At 65.0% G+C, this 21,366-nt stretch carries 18 protein-coding genes and 1 pseudogene; 12 read left to right on the plus strand and 7 right to left on the minus strand.

Annotated features, from left to right (window positions below; all coding sequences use genetic code 11):
* Positions 1–250 precede the first annotated feature (250 nt).
* Positions 251–595: a GFA family protein gene (locus JWQ90_RS00005; RefSeq protein WP_299687427.1), complete on the minus strand. Its 345-nt coding sequence runs from the start codon at positions 593–595 to the stop codon at positions 251–253.
* A 197-nt stretch (positions 596–792) separates the two neighbouring features.
* On the opposite strand from JWQ90_RS00005, the gene JWQ90_RS00010 reads away from it, so the two are divergent.
* Both JWQ90_RS00010 and JWQ90_RS00015 read left to right on the plus strand, forming a co-directional pair.
* Complete coding sequence (locus JWQ90_RS00010) at positions 793–3,690, plus strand: serine/threonine-protein kinase (RefSeq protein WP_299687430.1); 2,898 nt, start codon at positions 793–795, stop codon at positions 3,688–3,690.
* 249 nt (positions 3,691–3,939) lie between these two features.
* Positions 3,940–4,563 carry a hypothetical protein gene (locus JWQ90_RS00015; RefSeq protein ID WP_299687433.1) on the plus strand — a complete coding sequence of 208 codons (624 nt, stop codon included), beginning with the start codon at positions 3,940–3,942 and terminating at the stop codon, positions 4,561–4,563.
* 25 nt (positions 4,564–4,588) lie between these two features.
* Here the strand turns inward: JWQ90_RS00015 and JWQ90_RS00020 are convergent, their stop codons facing one another.
* Positions 4,589–5,179, minus strand: a complete 591-nt coding sequence (locus JWQ90_RS00020) for an ester cyclase (RefSeq protein ID WP_299687436.1) — start codon at positions 5,177–5,179, stop codon at positions 4,589–4,591.
* Between the two features lie 190 nt (positions 5,180–5,369).
* Here JWQ90_RS00020 and JWQ90_RS00025 point away from each other — a divergent pair, with 190 nt between their 5' ends.
* Together JWQ90_RS00025 and JWQ90_RS00030 are read left to right on the plus strand one after the other, a co-directional pair.
* Positions 5,370–8,528 carry a Calx-beta domain-containing protein gene (locus JWQ90_RS00025; protein WP_299687439.1) on the plus strand — a complete coding sequence of 1,053 codons (3,159 nt, stop codon included), beginning with the start codon at positions 5,370–5,372 and terminating at the stop codon, positions 8,526–8,528.
* A 29-nt stretch (positions 8,529–8,557) separates the two neighbouring features.
* A complete protein-coding gene (locus JWQ90_RS00030) occupies positions 8,558–9,400 on the plus strand; it encodes a hypothetical protein (protein WP_299687442.1) in 843 nt (280 codons plus the stop codon).
* 25 nt (positions 9,401–9,425) lie between these two features.
* Here the strand turns inward: JWQ90_RS00030 and JWQ90_RS00035 are convergent.
* Positions 9,426–9,557: pseudogene (locus tag JWQ90_RS00035) on the minus strand (ECF-type sigma factor); the annotation flags it as partial.
* A 283-nt stretch (positions 9,558–9,840) separates the two neighbouring features.
* Here JWQ90_RS00035 and JWQ90_RS00040 point away from each other — a divergent pair.
* The 4 genes from JWQ90_RS00040 to JWQ90_RS00055 all read left to right on the plus strand — a co-directional run bounded on the left by JWQ90_RS00040 (position 9,841) and on the right by JWQ90_RS00055 (position 11,870).
* Positions 9,841–10,179, plus strand: a complete 339-nt coding sequence (locus JWQ90_RS00040) for a hypothetical protein (protein ID WP_299687445.1) — start codon at positions 9,841–9,843, stop codon at positions 10,177–10,179.
* Between the two features lie 304 nt (positions 10,180–10,483).
* Entirely contained in the window at positions 10,484–10,924 is a 441-nt protein-coding gene (locus JWQ90_RS00045; protein ID WP_299687448.1) for a DUF3592 domain-containing protein, read from the plus strand.
* Between the two features lie 224 nt (positions 10,925–11,148).
* Positions 11,149–11,529 (plus strand): type II toxin-antitoxin system RelE/ParE family toxin, encoded by a 381-nt coding sequence (locus JWQ90_RS00050; protein ID WP_299687451.1) that lies wholly within the window; start codon positions 11,149–11,151, stop codon positions 11,527–11,529.
* Positions 11,526–11,870 (plus strand): helix-turn-helix transcriptional regulator, encoded by a 345-nt coding sequence (locus JWQ90_RS00055; RefSeq protein WP_299687454.1) that lies wholly within the window; start codon positions 11,526–11,528, stop codon positions 11,868–11,870. The genes JWQ90_RS00050 and JWQ90_RS00055 overlap by 4 nt, the downstream gene beginning before the upstream one ends.
* A gap of 144 nt (positions 11,871–12,014) precedes the next feature.
* Here JWQ90_RS00055 and JWQ90_RS00060 read toward each other — a convergent pair whose 3' ends face one another.
* Positions 12,015–12,572 carry an ECF-type sigma factor gene (locus JWQ90_RS00060; protein ID WP_299687457.1) on the minus strand — a complete coding sequence of 186 codons (558 nt, stop codon included), beginning with the start codon at positions 12,570–12,572 and terminating at the stop codon, positions 12,015–12,017.
* Between the two features lie 93 nt (positions 12,573–12,665).
* Positions 12,666–14,048 carry an ATP-dependent RNA helicase DbpA gene (dbpA, locus tag JWQ90_RS00065; protein ID WP_299687460.1) on the minus strand — a complete coding sequence of 461 codons (1,383 nt, stop codon included), beginning with the start codon at positions 14,046–14,048 and terminating at the stop codon, positions 12,666–12,668.
* A gap of 216 nt (positions 14,049–14,264) precedes the next feature.
* On the opposite strand from dbpA, the gene JWQ90_RS00070 reads away from it, so the two are divergent.
* Positions 14,265–14,966, plus strand: a complete 702-nt coding sequence (locus tag JWQ90_RS00070) for a mobilization protein (RefSeq protein WP_299687463.1) — start codon at positions 14,265–14,267, stop codon at positions 14,964–14,966.
* An 84-nt stretch (positions 14,967–15,050) separates the two neighbouring features.
* Here the strand turns inward: JWQ90_RS00070 and JWQ90_RS00075 are convergent, their stop codons facing one another.
* Positions 15,051–15,635, minus strand: coding sequence for an LON peptidase substrate-binding domain-containing protein (locus JWQ90_RS00075; RefSeq protein WP_299687466.1), 585 nt, complete (start codon positions 15,633–15,635; stop codon positions 15,051–15,053).
* A 110-nt stretch (positions 15,636–15,745) separates the two neighbouring features.
* Here JWQ90_RS00075 and JWQ90_RS00080 point away from each other — a divergent pair, with 110 nt between their 5' ends.
* Positions 15,746–16,675 (plus strand): MipA/OmpV family protein, encoded by a 930-nt coding sequence (locus tag JWQ90_RS00080; RefSeq protein WP_299687469.1) that lies wholly within the window; start codon positions 15,746–15,748, stop codon positions 16,673–16,675.
* A 7-nt stretch (positions 16,676–16,682) separates the two neighbouring features.
* Here the strand turns inward: JWQ90_RS00080 and JWQ90_RS00085 are convergent, their stop codons facing one another.
* Positions 16,683–18,455, minus strand: coding sequence for a DUF4153 domain-containing protein (locus JWQ90_RS00085; protein ID WP_299687474.1), 1,773 nt, complete (start codon positions 18,453–18,455; stop codon positions 16,683–16,685).
* 247 nt (positions 18,456–18,702) lie between these two features.
* On the opposite strand from JWQ90_RS00085, the gene JWQ90_RS00090 reads away from it, so the two are divergent.
* A complete protein-coding gene (locus tag JWQ90_RS00090; protein ID WP_299687477.1) occupies positions 18,703–19,692 on the plus strand; it encodes a serine hydrolase in 990 nt (329 codons plus the stop codon).
* A 459-nt stretch (positions 19,693–20,151) separates the two neighbouring features.
* Positions 20,152–21,366 (plus strand): IS110 family transposase (locus tag JWQ90_RS00095; RefSeq protein ID WP_299687481.1); only part of this gene is annotated, 1,215 nt, incomplete at its 3' end.

A 21,366-nucleotide genomic window follows, 5' to 3' on the forward strand; every position in this document is an offset into this window, starting at 1 on the left:
GCTTGACGGCACATAAAACCGCGTCTTTCGACCTGCGGCGGCGTTGCAAATCCTCGCAATAGCGGTGCTATTGCTGTGGTTTGCGCCTTGCCACAGGCCGAAATCCATCGGTTTTATTTGTGTCGCCAAGCATGCAACGGACCACTAGCCCGTAGGTTGGGGTGAGCGGTAGCGAACCCCAACATTCACGCGCGCCGATGTTGGGGTTCGCTACCGCTCACCCCAACCTACCGTAGCTGGCGACGGCGTTTCAGAAGCTGCGTCCATCGACCGCCGTGCGCTTCAGCGCACCCAGGTCGATGCCTTCCAGGCAGCGCAGATTGATCGCGGCCGTCTCCCTGCCTTTCGAATCCTTGCCGAAGCCGTAGGGCGCGCAGCCACAGTTCGAGCAGAACTGATGCTCGATCACGTGGCGGTTGAAGGTGTAGGTCGATACGCCGACATTGGTCTTGATTTCCAACTGTGCGCGCGGAACGAAGGACAGCAAGTAACCCTTGCGGCTGCAGTGCGAGCAATTGCACTCCATCGCACGGTCGAATTCGCCTTCGACCTCGAACGCGATCTGTCCGCAGTGACAGCTGCCTTTGTGTTTCATCTCCGTCGGCACTCCCAGCACATCGATAGGTTTGTTATCAGTCCCGGGTTCCGCCACGAGATTCCCGAAACGAATATGCGCTACCTTACAACACGCCTCAACTATCAGATTGCGCACCGCCGACTCGCCAAGGTGCCTGGCTGAATTCCTGCAACAAGGTCGAGGTCGCAGACGCACAAACCACGATATAGCCCGCCATGAACCTTGCCCGCTGGCCTGAACTCGAGGCACATTTCGACCAGGCCGTGACGATGCCACCCGCTCAGCGAGCGCGCTATCTCGCCGATCTGGCCACGCAGCCCGAACTGCAGACCGCACTGCTCGGCCTGCTGGCCGCAGCAGACGCGCCCGATCCCGCACTGGGCCGCCCGGCCGTCGACGCGCTGCGCGCCAACAAGCCGGCGGCGCCCGCGCTCATCGGGCAGCGGGTCGGGGCCTGGCGGCTGCTCGAATGGGTCGGGGCCGGCGGCATGGGCGAGGTGTATCGCGCGGAGCGAGCCGACGGCCGCTACGAGCAGGTCGTCGCCGTGAAGCTGCTGCGCGCCGACGCGCTCGACAGCCTGCAGCGCTTCGAGATGGAGCGGCGCATCCTCGCGCAGCTCGAACATCCCGGCATCGCGCGCCTCTACGATGCCGGCGTCACCGACGACGGCCGGCCCTACATCGTCATGGAGTGGGTCGACGGCATCGACCTGGTGAGCTGGTGCACGCAACAGGCTGCGGATCTGCCGGCACGGCTCGCACTGTTCCTGCAGATTTGCGAAGCGGTGAGCTGGGCGCATCGCCATCTGCTGGTGCACCGCGACATCAAGCCGGCGAATGTGCTGGTGACTGAGGAAGGCCGCGCCAAGCTGCTCGACTTCGGTATCGCCAAGCATCTGAGCGGGCATGGCACCCAGACCATCAACGCGCCGCTGACGCCGGCCTACGCCGCGCCGGAACAACTGAGCGGCGAACCGATCACCACCGCCACCGACGTCTACGCGCTCGGCGTGATGCTGTTCCAGCTGCTGACCGGCCGCCTGCCCTGGTCCGGCGACGGCGCGTCGCTGCCGATGATGTTCAAGCGCCTGATGGAAACGCCGGCACCGGCGCCGAGCCGCGTCGTCGCCGCGGATTCGCCGGTGCCCCGGCGTGCGCTGCGCGGCGACCTCGACGCGATCGTCGGCCGCGCGCTGCGCCAGGAGCCGGCCGCGCGCTATGCCGACGCGCGCGAACTGGCCGACGACATCCGCCGCTATCAGGAGCGCCTGCCAGTGCAGGCGCGCGCCGGCGCACGCAGCTACGTGCTGCGCCGCTACCTGCGCCGCCACTGGCTGGCGTTCGCGACCGCCGCGGTGGTGTTCGCGGCAATGACGGTTGCGCTCGTGGCGATCACCCGAGAGGCACGCAAAGCGCGGATCGAAGCGCAGCGCGCCGCGGCTGTGCAGTCATTCATGGTCGAACTGTTCCGCACCAACTCGAGCAACCAGCCTGACCCGGTCAAGGCTCGCCAGACCACGGCGCGAGAGCTGCTCGACATCGGCGCCAAACGCATCCACACCGAACTGAACAGCGCCCCCGAGAACAAGCTGGCACTGCTGCGGCTGTTTGGTGACCTGTATCGCGATTTCGCCCTGACCCAGGACGAAATGCCGCTGCGCCAGCAGGCCGTCGATCTCAGCCGCCGCCTTTACGGCCAGAATTCTCCGGAACTGGCCGGCGACCTGCTCCAGCAGGCCTGGGTGACCGTCGACCTGGACGCCGATGCCGCCGCGCGCGAGATCGACGAAGCCCGCGCCATCCTCGATCGTCGCCACGACGATGACTCTTTCCTGCGCGGGCGCCTGCTGGCCTCATCGGCAGCAAACGACAGCGCTTCCGACATGGTCCGCGCACGCAACGAAGCCGCGCAGGCGGTTGCCATTCTGAGTCGCTATCCGGATTCGTTCGAACTGGTTGACGCCCTCTATACCCAAGCCATCGCCGAAGCCGCCAGTGGCCGTTACCTCGACGCCATGCCGCCCCTGCAGCGCGCGATCGACATGCTGGTCAGAGTGAAGGGCCCTTATGCCCCCGAGCTGGCCTTCTACTACCTCCGCATGGCGTCGATCGCAGGCTTGATGAAATCGCACGATGTCGCCATTGCGAGCGCGCAAAAAGCCATCGACCTGGCGCGCGCCAAAGGCAGCGAACATGACTACGACTGGGTGCGCGCTCAGAGTGCGATGGCAGAAGCACTGGTGGGCGCCGAGCGCCCGCGCGATGCACTCGCCTCCGTCGCCCGCGCCAAGGCCGCCGCGCCGCCCGCCAGCCCAAGCGATGCCGAACTGCGCAACTACGTCCATCTCGCCGCTGCACGCGCCCTGGTTCGCGCCGGCGACCCGGAAACGGGATTGGCCGATGCCGATACCGCGCTCGTCGAGGTCCGTGCGCAGCAGCGCGACGACGCCTTCCTCGCCCTCACCCTGGAGTTTCGCGCCGAAGTGCTGGAAGAGCTGGGGAAAACCGACGAAGCGGAACGAGCCCTGGACGATTCGGCGCGGATTTACCAGCGCATCGGTGCACTCCCGCGCGAATGGCCCGCCATCCTGCGCATCCACATGGCCTTGGCCACCGGCCGCATCACCGCCGCACGCGCCGCCTTCGCTGCGCTGCCGCCGGTCAGCGGCGAAGGGCTGGAGGCCACGGCCAAGAACATCCGCCGCCGCCTCACGGCGGCCGAGATCGATCTGGCCGAAGGCCATCCTCAAGACGCCGCGCAGCATGCTGCCGACATCGCGGCGCGTGCGCGCGCCAGTACGCTGGCGCCGTACCTGCGGCTGACGATCACTGAAGGCGAGTTGATCGAGGGCCTGGCGCGGCTGCGCAGCGGCGATGCGCCCGCGGCTTGTCCGCTGCTGTCGCAGGTGCTGGCGACGCGCAGCGAGCTGCTACTGCCCAAGAGCCCCAAGATCGCCGAAGCCCAGCTCGCGCTGGCCGAATGCGAACGGGCCAGCGGCCGGCGCAAGGAAGCCGCCGCGCTGATCGAACAGGCTGCGGCGATCCAGGCGCAGCACCCCGCCCTTTCCGAACGCTATCGCGAACCGCTCATGCGGCTGCGCGCGCAGCACTGAGCCCGGCGTCCGCGCCGGACGCCAGCTCCGGCCGCGCTGGCGATGTCCGCTTTCGCTGGCTGAATGCGTCTTCCTACTCAAACGCCACTACTAAACGCCGGGCAAGCCCGCCCGACGTTCGCCGGCGTTGGTCACAAGGAAGTCCACGATGAAGATGAAAATTTTCGACTCCTCGCAGCGATGCCGGCGCTTGCCGGTTCTTACCCTGCTCGTTGCGGCCGGGCCATCGATGTTCGCGAAGGAGCTGCCGTGAAAAATTTATCGGCGCGGACCAAGCTGGTGATCGCCACCCTGGCCGGCTTCGTAGTCTCCAGGGCAGCCGGCTACGGCATTTCCCTGCTCGGCATCACGCTCACGGGAACACTCTGGAATTCATATTGGCTGCCGGGTTTCCTGATCGGTTTCTTCGTCACGACCCGCCTGCTGAACCCCACCGGCGCCAAGAAGGCGCTGCGTGCCGATGCGCAAGCGCGCGCAGCGGCGCTGGCGCTGCGCGCCGCGCCCGGCGCCGGGCTGGTCATCGTTTACCACGAAGGTTACGTCGGCCGAGCAAACGGCGTCGATATCAGCATCGACGGACACGAACTCGTGCAGCTCAAGAGTCCGCGCTTCACCGCCTTCGACGCGGCACCGGGCCGGCACACGCTGCGCGCGGCCCTCGGCGGCGCCTTCAACGCGGCCAGCCCGCCGGGCGAAACCAGCTTCGACCTCGCAGCGGGACAGGCGGCGGTGTTCGGCATCAAGCTGGCGATGAAGCTGAGCACCAGCGACATCGTGCTGACGCGTATCGACGACCCGGCGTCGGCCCTCGCGAAGCTAAAAGGCATGCAGATGGTAGCCGCTGCCACGATGGCTCCCGGCCGCGTCGCATAAGGCGCCGCCGCCGGTTGCCGTCACATCAACCGGAAGACGCCGGCTTGTCCACATCCGGAAGATCGTAACGCTTGACTGCAGGCAGCAGGCCGAGCTGCTGCATCATGCCGATATCGTCGCGCGTAGCGCGGTGCTCGATCACCAGGCCGTTCTTCAGCGTGGACCAGTGAATGTGCTGGACCTTGAAGCGCTTGCCGGTCGGCGGCACGCCGACCAGCAGCCCGCCATTGACCGGGATTTTGCCGACGCCCAGGTGCGTGCCGGTAACGATGCTGCGGACGATCACGTCATCGCCGATGGCCGCCAGACTCTCGATCTCCATGTGCCAATCGGGAAACGTGTTGTGAATATCGGTCAGCACGCGCAGCACGCCCTGGCGGCCGACGGGCATGCCATGGTTGCGCGTGTCCTCGGCCAAGAACAGGACCGCCGCCGCCAGGTCACCGCGATTCGCGGCCTCGTTTTGCCGGCGGATGATCTCGGCATTGCCGGCCGCGCGATCGGTCCGCTCGATCTCCTCGCTCTTTCCCTCGTCCACCGGATCGGCACGAACCGCGGCCGGCGCCACCGATGCGAGCGCGACCAGGGCCAGCGCCTGACGACGATTGATCTTCATTTCCGTACTCCCTTGACGCGGTTGGCGTCGTTGATTGCAGATCCGCAGGCCCAAGTCGGGACTGCGCAAACATCGCGACAAAATAACGCAGCCGCGTAGCGAATGCGGACATCGCTTGCGTCCGCAGCAGCGGAGATGGGCGCGTGCGCAGCGTCTCGCCGCCGAATTCGATCGTTCAAACGAAAACGCGATGTCCGCATTTTCCGCCGCCCTGCGTATTGGAGATAACGAAGCAAAATCCAGGGAGTGGAAGATGAAGATGGCGGATGCGGTTATTTCCGGTTGCGGCGCGCGGCTGTCCGGGCTTGTCCCGGGCGCGTGGACGGCGTTCCTGACGACGATCACGCTGGCGCTGCTGCTGGGCGCAGCGCCGGCAATGGCGACGACCTTCACGGTGACCACGGCCGGCGACAGCGGCGCCGGCTCGCTGCGCCAGGCGATTGTCGATGCCAATGCAGACACGTCTGCAGGGGCATTCGCCCCGCACATCATCGCCTTCGCGATTCCCGGCAGCGGCGTACACACCATCCAGCCGCTCACGCCGCTGCCGCAGACCAAGGCCGACATCAGCATCGACGGCTATACCCAGCCGGGCACGGCGGTGAACACGCTCTACGAGGGCGACAACGCCGTGCTGCTGATCGAGCTCGACGGCAGCCTGGCCGGCGCCGGCGCCATCGGCCTGCAGAGCGCACCAAATGACTGCTGCCACTACCTCCCGACGCTCACGGTTCGCGGCCTGGTCATCAACCGTTTCGCCGGCAGCGCCTTGTTTGCAGGCGCCGACCAAGGTTGCGGCAACCCCGACCAGACCGGCTGCACCTCGCCGCTGACCGTAACCGGCAGCTTCATCGGCACCGATCCGAGCGGCACGCTGGCGCGCGGCAACGGCGTCGGCATCGATCTAGGGCTGACCACTCGCGGCACCATCGGCGCCGAGATCCCGGGCGTCACCTCTCCGGCACAGCCGCTGCCGGAATTTCGCAACCTGATCTCGGGGAACCTGGGCGCCGGCATCCGCATCGACGCGGCAACTGCATCGAACCTCAATTACTGGGCGCAGTCGACAGTGCAGGACAACTACGTCGGCTTGGACGCCAGCGGCACGAAGGCGCTGGCCAATGGCGGCAATGGCATCGAGGTTGGCGAGCACGGACTAGCCACGATTCTCTATGGCTACGTCGCCGGCAATGCCGGCAACGGCATCGACGTGGCGAGCATGCGGCCAGCGGAGAGCAACCTCAACATCAGCATCTACACCAGTGTCGGCGTCGGGATCGGCGGCGTAGCGGTCGGCAACCACGGCAACGGCCTCGACTTTCACAACACGGTCATGGCCAGCGTCGGCGGCATCAGCAGCAACAACGGCGGCGCCGGCGTGCGCGTGGAGGACGATGCGCTGGTCGACGCCGGCGGCGTAATCGTCAACAACACCGGCCTGGCGATCGACCTGGGCCAGCAAGGCCCGAATGCGAACGATCCGGGCGATACCGACGGCGGCGCCAACCTGGGCCTGAACTCGCCGGTGGTCGATTCGGCCAGCACCGGCAGCGGCGGCGGCGTGATCAAGGGCAGCCTGGATTCGACGCCCAACACGCAGTTCGAGGTCCACTTTTATCAGACCAAGGCCTGCGGCACGGCGGGGCTGGGGCAGGCGGAAGTCGCCGCCAGCACTCCCTTCGCCAGCGTAACCACCGACGCCAATGGCCACGCGGACTACACCGTCAACGCGCCGTCCGGCTTCAACCTGGACTATCGATTCATGAGCGCGAATACGCGTGTGTTGGCGCACGCCACGGCATTCATCGACGCGATCATCGTCTCCGAGCTGTCGAGTTCCTGCGTGCCGATCACCACCAACACCGCGCCCAGCGCCGGCACGCTGCAGTTCGAACTCGGCGCCTACAGCGTGGCGGAGAGCGCCGGCACGGTGGACCTGCTGGTGACGCGCAGCGGCGGCTCGGCCGGCGCGGTGACGGCGCATGTGCAGAGCGCCAACGGCACCGCGACCGCGGGCAGCGACTACACCGCCGTCAGCGCCACCGCGAGCTTCGCCGACGGCGACACCGCGCCCAAGCACATCAGCGTGCCGATCCTCAACGACAGTGTGGTGGAAGGCATCGAAGCATTCACGCTGACACTGACCGCGGCCACCGGCGGCGCCACGCTGGGCGCACAGGCCACGACCTCGATCCAGATCGGCGACGACGACACCTCGACACCGCCCCCGCCGCAGCCCGGCGTACTGGCGCTGAGCGCGGCACAGGCCAGCGTCGCCGAAAGCGCCGGCACGCTGAGCCTTTCCGTCAGCCGCAGCGGCGGCAGCGAAGGCGCCGCCAGCGTCGCCTACAGCCTCGCGCCCGGCACCGCGACCGCTGGCGCCGACTACACCGCCGTCAGCGGCCAGCTGCAATGGGCCGCTGGCGAAGCGGGCGCCAAGACCATCGAGATTCCGATCGTGAACGACAGCCTCGACGAGTCCGACGAAAGCTTCACGCTGAGCTTGGCGGGCGCCACAGGCGCCACGCTGGGGACGCCGGCCACGGCGACGATCACGATCATCGACGACGATGCCGCGCCGCCGCCCCCTCCTCCGCCGCTCACCGATGTCAGCGGCAGCGCGCATGCCGGTGGCGGAGCGCTCGACGTGCCGCTGCTCGCGGTACTGCTGATACTGCTGTCCTTGAGGTGGATGCAGCATCGCCTCGGACGCACTGCCGTGCTGCTGAGTCTGTGCGCAGCGCTCGCCAGCGCTCCGGTGCGGGCAGACGATGAATCCCCGGACTTCTCACATGCCTATATCGGCCTGCGCGGCGGCATCGGGCAATACTCGCTGAGCGACAGCGAACTGGCACGATCGCTGAACCAACGCGGTCACGATGTCAGCGTGAACATCGACCGCCACGAACCGGCTTTCGTGCTCTACGCCGGCCTGCCAGTGTCCGATCATTTCGCGCTGGAGATCGGCTACGCCGAACTCGGCGAATACAAAGTCGATATCGCCGGCAAGAGCGCCGCGCCGGAGCGGCTGGCGCAGGATGTCGCCGATCAAATGGAACCGGCCGGCCGCGGCCTGACTTTCGGCATGGGCGGCGCACTGCCGCTGACGCGCCGGCTGTCGGTGTCACCGCATCTGGCGTTGATGGTCTACCGCTCCACCGAGCACGCGAGCCTGGCCGGCGTCACCGTGAACCAGCACGACGACGGCCTCGGCTTCAACGCCGGCCTCGGCCTGCTGTTCAAGCTCGGCGGCGGCTGGCATATCGGCGCGGGGGTCGACGAGTTCCAGCTCAGCAGCGGTGGCGGCGTGGAACTGCTGTCGGGGCAGATCGAGTATCGGTTTGAATGATCGCAGCCGACCGAACGAGGAGCTTGGACATGCCGCAATACCGTAGCCAGCAAAGCCTGAGTCTCACCGTCCTGAGCATCAGCCTGATCTTGGCGCTGGTGCTGTTTGGAGTGCGTGCCAAGTACAGTCCCGGGGTTTACTACGCTCTTGCCATCGCCCAGCTCAGCGTCGTTTGTCTCGCAGCCTGGAAACTTGGGGCAGGACGGTTTCGATCGGAAGAACGGGTGAACTTCGCGCTCGCCGGAGGACTGCTGATTGCGCCGGTTGCGCTTCTTTCACTACTACCGGGCGTCGGCCCTCCCGGGGATCAAGTCCCGGCAGAAAACCAACTGCGCTTTCTCGTCCTTCTTGTTGATGCGATTTTGGTTGCGGTCGGAATGGGTGTTCTCAAAGAAGCGCTCGTCCAACACGGTGAACGCGTATTTTCGACGCTCGCTTTTACCTCAATCACGCTCGCCAGCCCGCTTTATATCCTCTTCACCGGCATTCAATACTCCGACTATGTTGCGCAGGATCGGGGATGGAGCTGGGCAGCGAGCGTGGACGGCTCGCTGCATGAACTTTCTCCGTTGGACACGCTGTCCGTGACGCTGCTCTTCTTTGGCGGCGTCCTGACTTACCTAGCAACCGCCGCATTTGCTATGTCCCTGAGACAGACTCAGTGGCTCGGAAGGAAGGTCGCCCATGCCTTCGTGATCGCAAGTCTTTTTGCAGTAACATGCCTCGTCATCCGAGGTCTGGACTACCCAGGCTTGGCAGCGGCCTTCGGCCACTGGTACACCATCCCGGGCTTTGTCGTCGGCATTCCCGCAGTGCCGTGGATCATGCCCTGCATGCTGGGCGTCTTGTTGCTACGACGCGCGGGCCGCTGATATCACATCGGCCGCCGGCCTGACTTCAGCGCGACAACTCCGTTTGCAGCCAGGCCCGCGCATTGATCCAGTCACGCCGCAAAGTCCGTACATCGATACCCAGCGCGGCGGCGGTTTCCTCCTCGCTGTAACCCGCATCGAAGCGGCACTCGACTAATGGCTTTGATCGCTCTTGGCCTTATTGCATCTGTGCGATGCGATTAGTTTTCCTTAAACACTAATGTTAACTAGTGTCGTGAGTCAGAAGTTCCGTGATGAATTGGCCAGTGGCTTTTCGCGTCTGGCAAGGCGCGACGACGAGTCATAGTCGCACTATGGCGAGGAGGAGCAACGCAGCCAGGCGCGAAAAGACACGGCGAATTCGCATGCGAACTTCCGACTCACGACACTAGCAGGCCGCCGCAAAATATCAGCACCTGCGTAGCGACTGGAGCAGCATCATGCGTAAACACCGCAGCTACCTATTCGCGTTTGTGTTGGCGGCAACATCTATCAGCACCCCGGCCCTGGCCGAGTGGACGACGGCGGGGGCCGATGTGAAGACGGCGACAGCAGATCCGCGTATTGCAGCTGCGCTTGACGCTGTGAACCAGCTCGATCGCGCAGTGATCGATGATGATCATGCCGCCTTCGCGGCATTGATGGCCGATGACCTGGTCGTCTCCGCTGAGCCGGCGCCCAGATTTACCGCCATCGTGCAGTATCAAGATCATGCGCTCCTCCTCGTAGAACCGTTGCGTGGACAGCGGCCGAATTTGGGCGGCTACTACGCAAGCTAGACAAACGAGAATGAATTTATCTCCCGCAACTCACTGGTCGAGCACGCCAAGTACAAAGTGGAGGCCAAGGTTCTTAGAACAGAGCTTGGGCGGTTTCCGCAAGGCTGGGGCGTGCGCTCTGGACAGATCTACTCGACGTACTACCTGGAGGCTGTCTCTATCGAACGGCTGCAGGAGGACCATTCAAAGTGAAAGTCACAGTATTGAACCTAGGCGAAGGCGGTCCGGAGTTTTTCTACAGCCTGGTTAGCCGTTTTGCACTCAGAGAACGACTGATCCTCCCCAGACTCGGCAGGCCATCGAAATGATCACCTGGATCATTGCTCTCTCGACCATACCAGCAGCGCTCGCGTTGGTCATCGCAACTCGACTGCTTGCACGCGCAAAACGGAGTCAGTCCTGGCCGAAAGTCGAAGGGACGATCGTTGAATCGCGCGTCGTGGGCAAGGGCAACACCCACGCGCCGCGAGTCACCTACACCTACGCGGTCGACGGCAGATCGTATGTCGGTCGCCGCGTCGCGGTGGGCTGGGCGTTCTCTGCAACTGGCGACTATGCGGCGAGATTCGTTGCTGCGCATGCCAAGGGATCGCGTGTCGCCGTCGCGGTCGATCCCGGAAACCCTTCATACAGTGTTTTAGCGGCCGGCATTCAGTTCAGTCACCTCATGGCCGTCGCGATTTGTGGGGGTTGTTTTCTCGCTGTCGTCTTCATCGCCATATCGGATTTCGGTGTTGTGCGGTAGAGCGAGTGAAGGAAAGGAACAGCGCATGACGCATCGCGATCGCCGCCCAGCGCAGGAAATGCCGGGCATCGAAGAATTCCGGCAGATGCCGATTGAGTCCCCGCGATGAGTGGGCGCTGGAGAGTCCGGAAGGGCGGCTTTGACCGAGTAACGGGAAATCCCGTCAAGATCGGGACGGGGTTTTGTGCCTTGACTCCATATGGTGCTTCCACCATATTAGACCGATGCCAGAGGCAGAAGCTCTTAGACCCGTTTCGTGGATTGCGTCCAGCTACAAGGACTACCGGGCGTTCCCGGAACCCGTACAGGATGCGATGGGTTTCGCGCTGTTCCGCGCCCAGCAAGGCGCCAAACACGATGACGCGAAACCCCTCAAGGGCTTCGGCGGCGCGGGCGTGCTGGAAATCGTCACCGACCATGACGGCGACACCTTCCGGGCGGTGTACACCGTGAAGTTCGCCGCCGCGATCTACGTTCTGCACGCCTTCCAGAAGAAATCGAAGTCGGGCCGCAAAACCCCGGCTGAGGAAATTGAACTGATCCGGCGTCGGCTCAAAGTGGCCGAAGCCGACTACCAGCAGCAACTCACAACAGGACCATCATGAACAACGACACCGAGACCACCATCGTCCGCGGTACCGGCAATGTCTTTGCCGATCTCGGCTATCCCGACGCGGACACCCACCTGCTCAAGGCCGGGCTGGTCAGCCGCTTGCAGGATGTCATCAGCGAACGCAAGCTGACCCAGGTCGACGCCGCCAACCGCATGGGCGTCAGCCAGCCCGACGTGTCAAGGCTGCTCAAGGGCCAGTTCCGGGATATTTCCGTCGAACGCCTGATGCGCATGCTGACCAAACTCGGCTGTGACGTCGAGATCGTCGTCCGCCTGCGCGGCCGGCGCGCGAAACCGAAGGACGCGATCCACTTGCAGGCGGCTTCTGCTTAGGACTATCGGTTTGTGTCGCGACTCCTATCCGCGATAGTCAACCGTTCGTTCCGCCGCTCGCGTGCGCGTTAACATCGTTTACTGGCGAACCCAAAAAGAACTCTGCGCGGGCGGCTAAATATCAGCTTGGCCACAAGCAAGGCTTCAACGCGACAGCTCGGTTTGCAGCCAGGCCCGCGCCTTGACCCAGTCCCGGCGCACGGTCCGCGCGTCCACACCCAGCGCGGTGGCGGTTTCCTCCTCGCTGTAGCCGGCGTAGAAGCGGCACTCGACGACCTGGACCAGACGCGGGCTGATGGTGGCGAGCCTGTGCAGCATCTCCGCTACGTCGAGCAGCAGCTTCTCGCCGTCTTCGTCTTCGGCCGGCACGTTTTCCGCCGCCTCCAGCGGCAAGGGCGCGGCGCCGCCGCCGCGCTTTTCGGCCAGGCGCTCGCGGGCATAGGAGATCAGCGCATGGCGCATCGCGATCGCCGCCGAGCGCAGGAAGTGCCGGGCGTCGAAGAATTCCGGCAGATGGCGAAGCTTGAGGTAGGCCTCGTTGATCAGCGCGGTGGTCTGCAAGGTCTCCGCGCCATCCCAACGTCGGCGCTCGCGTTGCGCGAGCTTGCGCACCTGCGAATAGAAAATCGGCAGCAGATCCTGAGCACGGCGCCGCTCCTGCGCCGTGGCGATCAATTCTTCCAGAGCTTCGTCGTTCGACATGGCAAAAACGAAAAGGCGGAGACCGCAATGCATGGCAGGTTACCGGATTCGCGCCGGCCATTGCCGTGAACCAGGCTGCGCGACAGTCGACAGTCAGTCGATCGGCCGCACGCGGAAGTTCTTGTTCTTGATCTTGCCTTCGCGCAACCGCTTGATCGCGGTCGCGGCGACTTTCTTGTCGATCGCGACATAGGTGCGCGTGTCGAAAGTGCTGATCTTGCCGACCGCCTCTTTCGGTAGGCCGGCGTCGCCGGTCAGCGCGCCGAGAATATCGCCGGGGCGCAGCTTGTCGCGGCGGCCGCCGTCGATGCAGATCGTCGTGCGTGTGGCCTGCACCGGGTTGTCGCTGACCGTGGCCGGGATCGCCAGCTTCTTGGTCGAAACCGGATGGCCGAGATCGGCCTCGATCGCGGCGACGCGGCCGCGCTCGCGATGCGAGAACAGGTGCAGCGCCAGGCCGCTGCGGCCGGCGCGGCCGGTGCGGCCGACACGATGCGTATGCGACTGCGCATCTTCGGGCAGTTCGTAGCTGATCACCGCTGCGAGGTCCGGAATATCCAGGCCACGCGCGGCGACGTCGGTCGCGACCAGCACGCGGCAGCTGCCGTTGTGGAAGCGCACCAGCACTTCGTCGCGTTCGCGCTGTTCGATGTCGCCGTGCAGGCCGAGCACCGAATAACCGCGCTTGGACAGCTGCTGCTCCACGTCCTGCGCGTCGCGCCGCGTATGGCAGAACACCAGCGCGGACTCTGGCTGGCGCTGGCTCAGCAGCATCGCCAGCGCGTCGATGCGGCGCAGCGGATCAACCTCGTAGAACTGCTGCTCGACCTGCGACGGGCTGGTCACGGTGTCGACCGTGACCTCGACCGGATCGCGCTGCAGGGTCTTGCTGAAATCGCGGACGATCTCGTTGTAGGTCGCCGAGAAGAACAGCGTCTGCCGTGTGCTCGGCGTATGCGCGACGATCGCGCGGCTGGCTTCCTCGAAGTCGCCGTCGAGCATGCGGTCGGCCTCGTCCAGCACCAGCACGCGCAGGCCTTCGAGCTTCAGCGTGCCCTGCTCCAGATGCTCGAGCACGCGGCCGGCCATGCCGACGATGATGTGCGGCTCATGCTCCAGCGAGGCCAGCTGCGGCCGCTGCGAGATGCCGCCGCTGAGCTGGGTCAGCTTGATGTTCGGCAGGCAGCGTGCGAGCCGGCGGATCTCCTTGGAGATCTGGTCGGCGAGTTCGCGCGTCGGGCACAGGATCAGCGCCTGCACCTGGTCCAGCGCCGGATCGATCCTCGACAGCAGGGCCAGGCCGTAGGCCGCGGTCTTGCCGCTGCCGGTGCGCGCCTGGCCGATCACGTCGTGGCCGGCCAGCATCGGTGGCAGGCTCTGCGCCTGGATCGGCGTCATCGCCGTGAAGCTCAGCGATTCCAGGGCCTGCAGCAGTTCGGGCTTCAGCGCGAGAGTCGAAAACGGTTGAGATTCCACTTAAATTACTCAGTTGATACGGTAGCCGTGCGGCGCGGCCAGGCCCTTATTGTGCGCGAATGCGGTAGCCTCGCGCCCCGGCGATCCCTTCTCCCTCCGTTCGAGGCTGCCCCGAAGGGACGGATGAGGGCAAAGTTCGCGCGATCGTCCAGACCCTCACCCCTGCCCCTCTCCCGGAGGGAGAGGGGATTCTTCAACTATTTATGCGGAGCCCGAATGGCCACTGTTCACTTCATCGGCGGGGAAAAGGGCGGCGTCGGCAAGTCGCTGGTTTCGCGCCTGCTGGCGCAATATCTGATCGACCGCAAGCTGCCGTTTCTGGGCTTCGACTCCGACCGCAGCCACGGCGCGCTGCTGCGCTTCTACGCCGGCTACGCCTCGCCGGTCGCGATCGACCGCTTCGAAAGCCTGGACCTGGTGCTGGAGGCCGCAGCCGAGGACGCCGAGCGCCGCATTGTCGTCGACCTCGCCGCGCAGACTCACGGTCCGCTGGTGCGCTGGCTGGATGAGTCCGGCGTGCTGGAGTTGGCTGCCGAACTCGGCGTCGGCATCCGCTACTGGCACGTGATGGATTCGGGCAAGGACTCGGTCGATCTGCTGAGCCGCTGGCTGGACCGCTTCGGCGACTCCTCGCAGGTCGAGTTGGTGATCGTGCGCAATGCCTCGCGTGGCGAGGACTTCGACATTTTCGACAAGTCCGGCCAGAAGGAACGCAGCTTAAGCCTGGGCGCGAAGATCATCTCGATCCCGCGCCTGCACGAGCCGGTGATGACCAAGATCGACGAGCGCAGCACCAGCTTCTGGGCCGCAGCGCACAGCGACGACAAGAACCTGACCGGCCTGGGCATGCTCGAGCGCCAGCGCGCCAAGATGTGGCTGCGCAAGGCCTACGAGTCGCTGGATTCGCTGGGGCTTTAGTTGGGGCGCTGTTGGGGTTCGCTGCGCTCACGCCAACCTACGAGGGCTCGGTAGGTTGGGGTGAGCACAGCGAACCCCACGCATTCACGACGCGGCGCGGACTTCCTTTTCAATCAGCGCCAGCAGCTCCGCCGGATCACGCTGCGCCAGCATCTCCAGCTTGCTCTCCGAAGACAGCGGCAGCACTTCGGCGAGGCGGTACGCGACCCAGGCCGCATCGCCCAGCTGCAGCGGATCGGGAAAGTGCTGCACGCCGATCTTGGCGATGATCTCTTCCAGCAGCTGGCGCAGGAAGCGGTAGCGCAGCGGCAGCATTTCCGCCGGCGGCGGGTCTTCGATCTGCACCAGCGCTCGGATCAGCCCGCCCGGCGTGCTGAAGCGTTCGCGAATCCTGAAGGGCTGCTCGCCGATCGTGTTCAGCGTGAACAGGCCCGGCGCGGGCACGTCCCATTCGCTGATGCGCGCAGTGCAGCCGATCATCGCCGGTACCGCGGGTGCGCCGACTTCGGCGCCTTCCAGGATCAGGCAGACGCCGAAAGGCTCGTCTTCGCCGATACAGGACTTGGTCATGTCGACATAGCGTGTCTCGAAGATCCGCAGCGGCAGACGGCCGCCCGGATACAGCACGGTGCGCAATGGGAAGATCGGGATTTCGAGCAGCCTGGGCATGGGCCGTTTTAAACAGCGACGGCGCGATCTGCAAGTTCCAATCGCGGTCAAGGTCCGCTCCTACAGGCACGACTAACGAGCGGTGCGCGATATTCCTGTAGGAGCGGTCCTTGACCGCGATTGCAAACTGGCAGCCGGTAGACAGCACGGATTTCCGCAGCGATGCTCCGGCCATGCCGATCAGAACAAGTCAGGCGCTCAGCGCCGCCCTCGCCTTCCTCGCCACCAGCACCGCGCACGCGCAGACCTTGAGCACCGACACCCTGTCCCCCGACTCGGCGCAGCAGCCCAAGTGGGAAGCCGGCGTTGCCGGCGTGGCGCTCACGGTGCCGGATTATCCGGCCGCCGACGAGAACCGCACGCTGGCCCTGCCGGCGCCGTACTTCATCTATCACGGCACCACATTCCGCTCCGACGACGAGGGCTCGCGCCTGCGCCAGAAGCTCACGCCAAACGTCGAGCTCAGCCTCAGCGGCGGCGGGGCGCTGTCCAGCGACTCCAGTCACTCCGACGCGCGCCGCGGCATGCCCGACCTGGGCTACCTGGTCGAAGTCGGGCCGAATCTGCGGCTGGTATTCGACGGGCCGCGTCCGAAATCGAAGTGGGTGATCGATCTGCCGCTGCGCGCGGTCAGCTCGCTGAAGGACTTCGATTTGCGCTGGCGCGGCATGATCGTCGCGCCGGAGTTCGCGTTCCAGAGCAAGCATTTTCTGGATCAGCGGATGGACCTGCGGGTCGCGCTGGGCGCCGAGATCGGCAGCACGCTGCTGCAGCGCTACTTCTACGACGTGCAGCCGCAATACGTGACGCCGGACCGGACGCAATACTCGGCCTCGGCCGGTTATCTGGCCTCGTCGCTGGCCGCGACGGTCAACTACCGATTCACCAAAAAGCTGCGCGGCTTCGTGTCGCTGGAATACGACAACTACGCCGGCGCGGCCAACACCGAAAGCCCGTTGTATCGCGCCAACGACGGCTATTCCGCGGTGATCGGCTGCTCGTGGTCGTTCCTGCAATCACGCGAGTTCGCGGAAGAATAGTCCAGCTTCAACGCTCATTGATCGAGAACGTCTGGTCGCCGATCTGCAGGTCGGCCCAGCGCCGCGGCTTGACCGTGAACTTGCCCTGCTTCAAGGCCGCGACGATCTGCTCGCTGTTGCCCCAGGCCTCGGCGTTGCCGACGTCGGCCCACTTTCCCGCTACACGCGCACTGAGCCGGCACACGACCAAGCCCGAATCGCCGGTTTCGCACAACAGGCGCTCGTTGACGCCGTCGCGATCCAGATCCGGGCTGAGCACCAGGCATGCGCCGTCGTCCTCCAGGCAGCCCATCGAACTGAGCCGGTGGTCGATGATCGCCTGCAGCCAATCGTCGTCCACCGCATCGGCGCCCGGCGCCGCATTGATGCGCTTGCGCGCCTGCTCCAGGCTCAAGCTCACGGTCGACTCGCGCAGCCCCGGCATCGGCTGCCAGCGCTCCTTGCGCGTCAGCATCTTCCGCACCTCGGCCAGTGCGGCGGGGTCATGCGTCATCGCGGCATCGCTCTGCAGTTCCTGCAAAGCCTTGTGGCCGATGCGGCCCGCCGAGAAGCGCAGGAATTTCAGATCGATTTCCGCAGGCTTGATCTCGCCGTCGTGCAGCCGCGACAGCTGGCTGGCGACGCTGATGCGAAACGGATCGAGCACCGGCGAATTGAGCAGCGCGATCAGCGCCATCACCAGCCACGACAGGCTGACGTTGATCGTCGTGATCGGCGACAGCCAGCCACCCGCGGGCCGCAGCACGCTGTACGAATAACCCAGCGCATAAGCGGCCGAGGTGGTCGCCAGCAGCGCCGCGTAGAGCCGGTCCGGCGTCCAGCCATACTGGTCGACACGCAACCACACCGCGTACAAGGCCAGCAGGGCGTAAACCGGCAGCGTCGCCAGGCCGAGCTCGACCAGCCGACTCAGGATTCTGGGATAGGTCGCCACACCACCCGGCTGCGCGCGGCCGTCCTGGAACACCGCATTGGTGAACAGCACCATCAGCATCACCACGGTCATCAGCAGCGAGGCCCCGCGCCGCGTCTGCCACAGCGGATCGAGGCCAGTGAACGGCAGGGCGGTCAGGAACAGCACCGCGATGAAGGCCAGCAGCGGCAGCAGGCCTTTGAACACCGCGAACACGATCTGCTGCAGGATCTGCACTGGCCGCTGCTGGGTGCGCGCGACCAGAATGCCGAGGCCGACCATGGTGCCGGTCGCGAGGTAGACGAAAGCGCGCTCGCCGAACAGCTCGGCGAAGAACGCGATCTCGACCAGCTTGAACAGCGCGCCCCACAGCCACAGCACAGCCCAGCACAGCGCGACGAAGGGGATCAGCAGCAGCAGGGTCAGGCCGTTCTGCCAGCCGTGCTCGAACAGCTCCGGATACGGCGCGGTCCAGCGGCCATGCTTGAGCCGGCATTGCAGGTAGGGCATCAGCTCGAACAAGGCAACCGCAACGGTGGAACCGAACGGCACTAGCACCGCGGCGGAGTCCAGAGCCGGCGCGCCGCTCGCGTTCCAGCTGGCCCAGGCGGCGAGCGCGCCGTAGATCAGGGCGATCAGCAGCGTGTGCTGCCAGAAGTGTGCATCGCGCAGCTGCTGCACCGTCAGCGTCATTACCGTCGGCACCGACAGCACCAGGGTGTACCAGCACACTTGCCCGCCGAGTTCGCTGAGCGGCCACCATTGCTGGTCGGCACCGAGCCGCGCGCCGTACAGGGCCAGGCCCTGTAGCAAGGCGACCAGCACGATGAAACCGCGCAAAACTCGGTCCGGGGTCTGCGGTTGCATGAGGTCTCGGGAAATATCGTTCTCCGCCCATGCTGCCATGCCCTGCCGTTTAGCTGAACACCTGATTTCGGTGAGCGAGTGCACTGCGACCCGGGCTAGACGGGCCGTCATGAAAACTTCATCAGGGGTGGCGTTCAGCATTCAGATAGGGTTAAGGTGCGGCTTAAGGGGTATGACGCGACGACCGGCTGCTAGACAAGGCCGGATTTGCGATAGGTCCGCTACAAACCGGAATTGAATGTACGTGATGACTTCCAAGAGTCACGACGGCGCAGTTTTTCTTGGCCGTTGCATTGCCCTCACCACGACGCTGTTCGCTTCGTCGTTCGCTGTCGCCGCCTCCATTGACCTGGGCCGCGCCCTGCCCGCCAGCTACGGCTCGCACAGCGAATCCCGCGTCGCGCTGGATTTGAAGCCCACCGTCAGCCGCCCGCTGCAGAACTCGCTCGAGCGCTGCCTGAACCAGCTGCAGCTGCAGGGCGCCGTGCGCAACGGCCATCTCGCGGTATCGCTGGTCGACATCACCGACCCGCTGGTGCCGAGCGTTGCGCAGGTCAACAGCAACCAGATGTTCTACGCCGCCAGCCTGCCGAAAATCGCGATTCTGTTGGGCGCGTTCGAGAAAGCCGCCGCCGGCAAGCTGGCGATGGACGCCGACAATATCGAGGAGCTGAAGCGGATGATCCGCGAATCCTCCAATGTCGCGGCCTCGTCGATGCTGCAGAAAGTCGGCACCGAATACCTGGCCTCGGTGCTGCAGTCGAGCCGCTATCGTCTGTACGACAGCGCGATGAACGGCGGCCTCTGGGTCGGCAAGCCCTACGCCACCGGCATGGCCACGCACCGCGATCCGCTGCACAACCTGTCGCATGGCGCAACCACGTTCCAGGTCGCGCGCTTCTACTACCTGCTCGAAACCGGCCAGCTGGTGTCGCCGCAGGCCAGCGCGCAGATGAAGGAAATCATGGGTTCGCCGGCGATCCATCACAAGTTCGTCGCCGGCCTGGAGACCCGTTATCCCGACGCCAAGCTGTTCCGCAAGAGCGGCACCTGGCGCAACTTCCACGCCGACAGCGCGATCGTCGAGCACGACGGCCGCCGCTACATCGCGGTGGCGCTGTCGGACGATGCGCGCGGTGGGCAGTGGCTGAAGTCGCTGATCGGCGGGCTGGACGATGCGGTGTTCGCCAACGGCCTGACCCGCAACGTCGCCTCGGTCACGCAGCCGGCGCTTTAAACGGAACGCGACAACTCCCGTAGGTTGGGTGAGCGCAGCGAACCCCAACGATCACCGCCAGATCAGGGCCAGCGCCGCGCCGATGTTGGGGTTCGCTTTGCTCACCGCAACGGACATGGCGACTCGCGCCACCCCTGATGATGAAAGAGACTCGTGGCGTGTTCGGAGAATAACGGTACATTGTTTTCGCCGATTACATGGGAAAACAAAGCACGTTAGCTGTAGGGCTATATGAGGGGCACTACACTAGGAAGTGGAAGGCGGGGAAAGCGGTTGAGCAGTAGTGTGGTGGGCTTGTCCCCGACCCCAACGTAACCCGCCGGACCGACTCGCACCCCAGATTGCCTCCATCGAGAGCGCACGTTAAACCGGCCGTGGGCGATTGAAGTCGCCTTCAGGCATTTTCGGTCCGGCCTCCACCGCCTTCCACCTTTTGAGGATAGTCAAACAGGAGGCGGTATGGAACTGGTTTCGATCTACAAACGAGTAATTGGCTTGGACGTGCATCAGGCGCAGATCACGGCCTGCGCCCTCCTTGAAGAAGCCGATGGCACGACGCGCATTGAGCGGCGGCAGTTCGGTACGTTCAAGCGGCATCGGCGCGAATTGGCCGAGTGGGTGGCGGCGCTGGCGCCAGAAGTGGTGGTGATGGAGAGCACGGGTATTTACTGGAAGAGCCCGTATGCCGCCCTGGAAGCCGTGGGCATTTGCGCTCATGTGGTCAATGCCCGGCACGTCAAGCAGGTGCCGGGTCGCAAGACCGATGTCGGGGATGCCCAGTGGCTGGCGATGCTGGCGCGGGCCGGGCTGTTGCGCCGCTCATTTGTGCCGCCGGCCAAACTGCGGGAGCTGCGCCTGATCGCCCGCCAGCGACAGAAGCTGATCGGACTGCTGGCTTCGGAGAAGAACCGCGTGCACAAGGTGCTCACCGATTCCGGCATCCGGCTGGGCGTGGTGATCAGCGATGTGCACGGCCAGTCCGGACGCGCCATGACCCAGGCGCTGCTCGACGGTCAGGCGCCTCATGAGGTGCTGACCTATGCCAGCCGGCGGCTCAAAGCGTCCCGGGAAACCCTCCTCGAGGCGCTGCAAGGCGATCTCACCGAGAGTCACTGCTTCGTGCTGCGCGAGCTGATCGCTCACGTCGAGGAACTCGAAGCGCGTATCGCGCGTTTCGATACCCGCCTGCTCGAAGGACTCGAGCATGAGCGTAACGCCCTGGCCCTGCTCCAGACCCTGCCCGGTGTCGATCGGATCGGGGCCGCGATGCTGCTGGTGGAAATCGGCAGCGACATGAGCGTCTTTGGCAGCGCCGACCGGCTGGCGTCCTGGGCCGGCGTCTGCCCGGGCAATCACGAATCCGCCGGCAAGCGAAAATCCGGGCGCGCCCGCAAGGGCAATCCCTATGTCCGACGCCTGCTCTGCGAATTTGCTCATGCCGCCCGGCGAACCACCTCGGTCTTCAAAGCCAAGTTCGATGCCCTCGTCGTCCGCCGAGGACACAAGCGATCCATCATCGCCATCGCCCACAAGCTCCTGCGAACCCTCTTCTTCATGCTCAGCCGAAAAGAGCCCTACCGCGATACTGTCATCGACTTCCAAGCCCTCAGCGTCAAACGCAATGCACCTCGCTGGATCAAGGCCCTCACTCAGTACGGCCTGATCCCCGCAGCA

The organism is Hydrocarboniphaga sp. (assembly GCF_028291725.1).
GTDB lineage: Bacteria > Pseudomonadota > Gammaproteobacteria > Nevskiales > Nevskiaceae > Hydrocarboniphaga.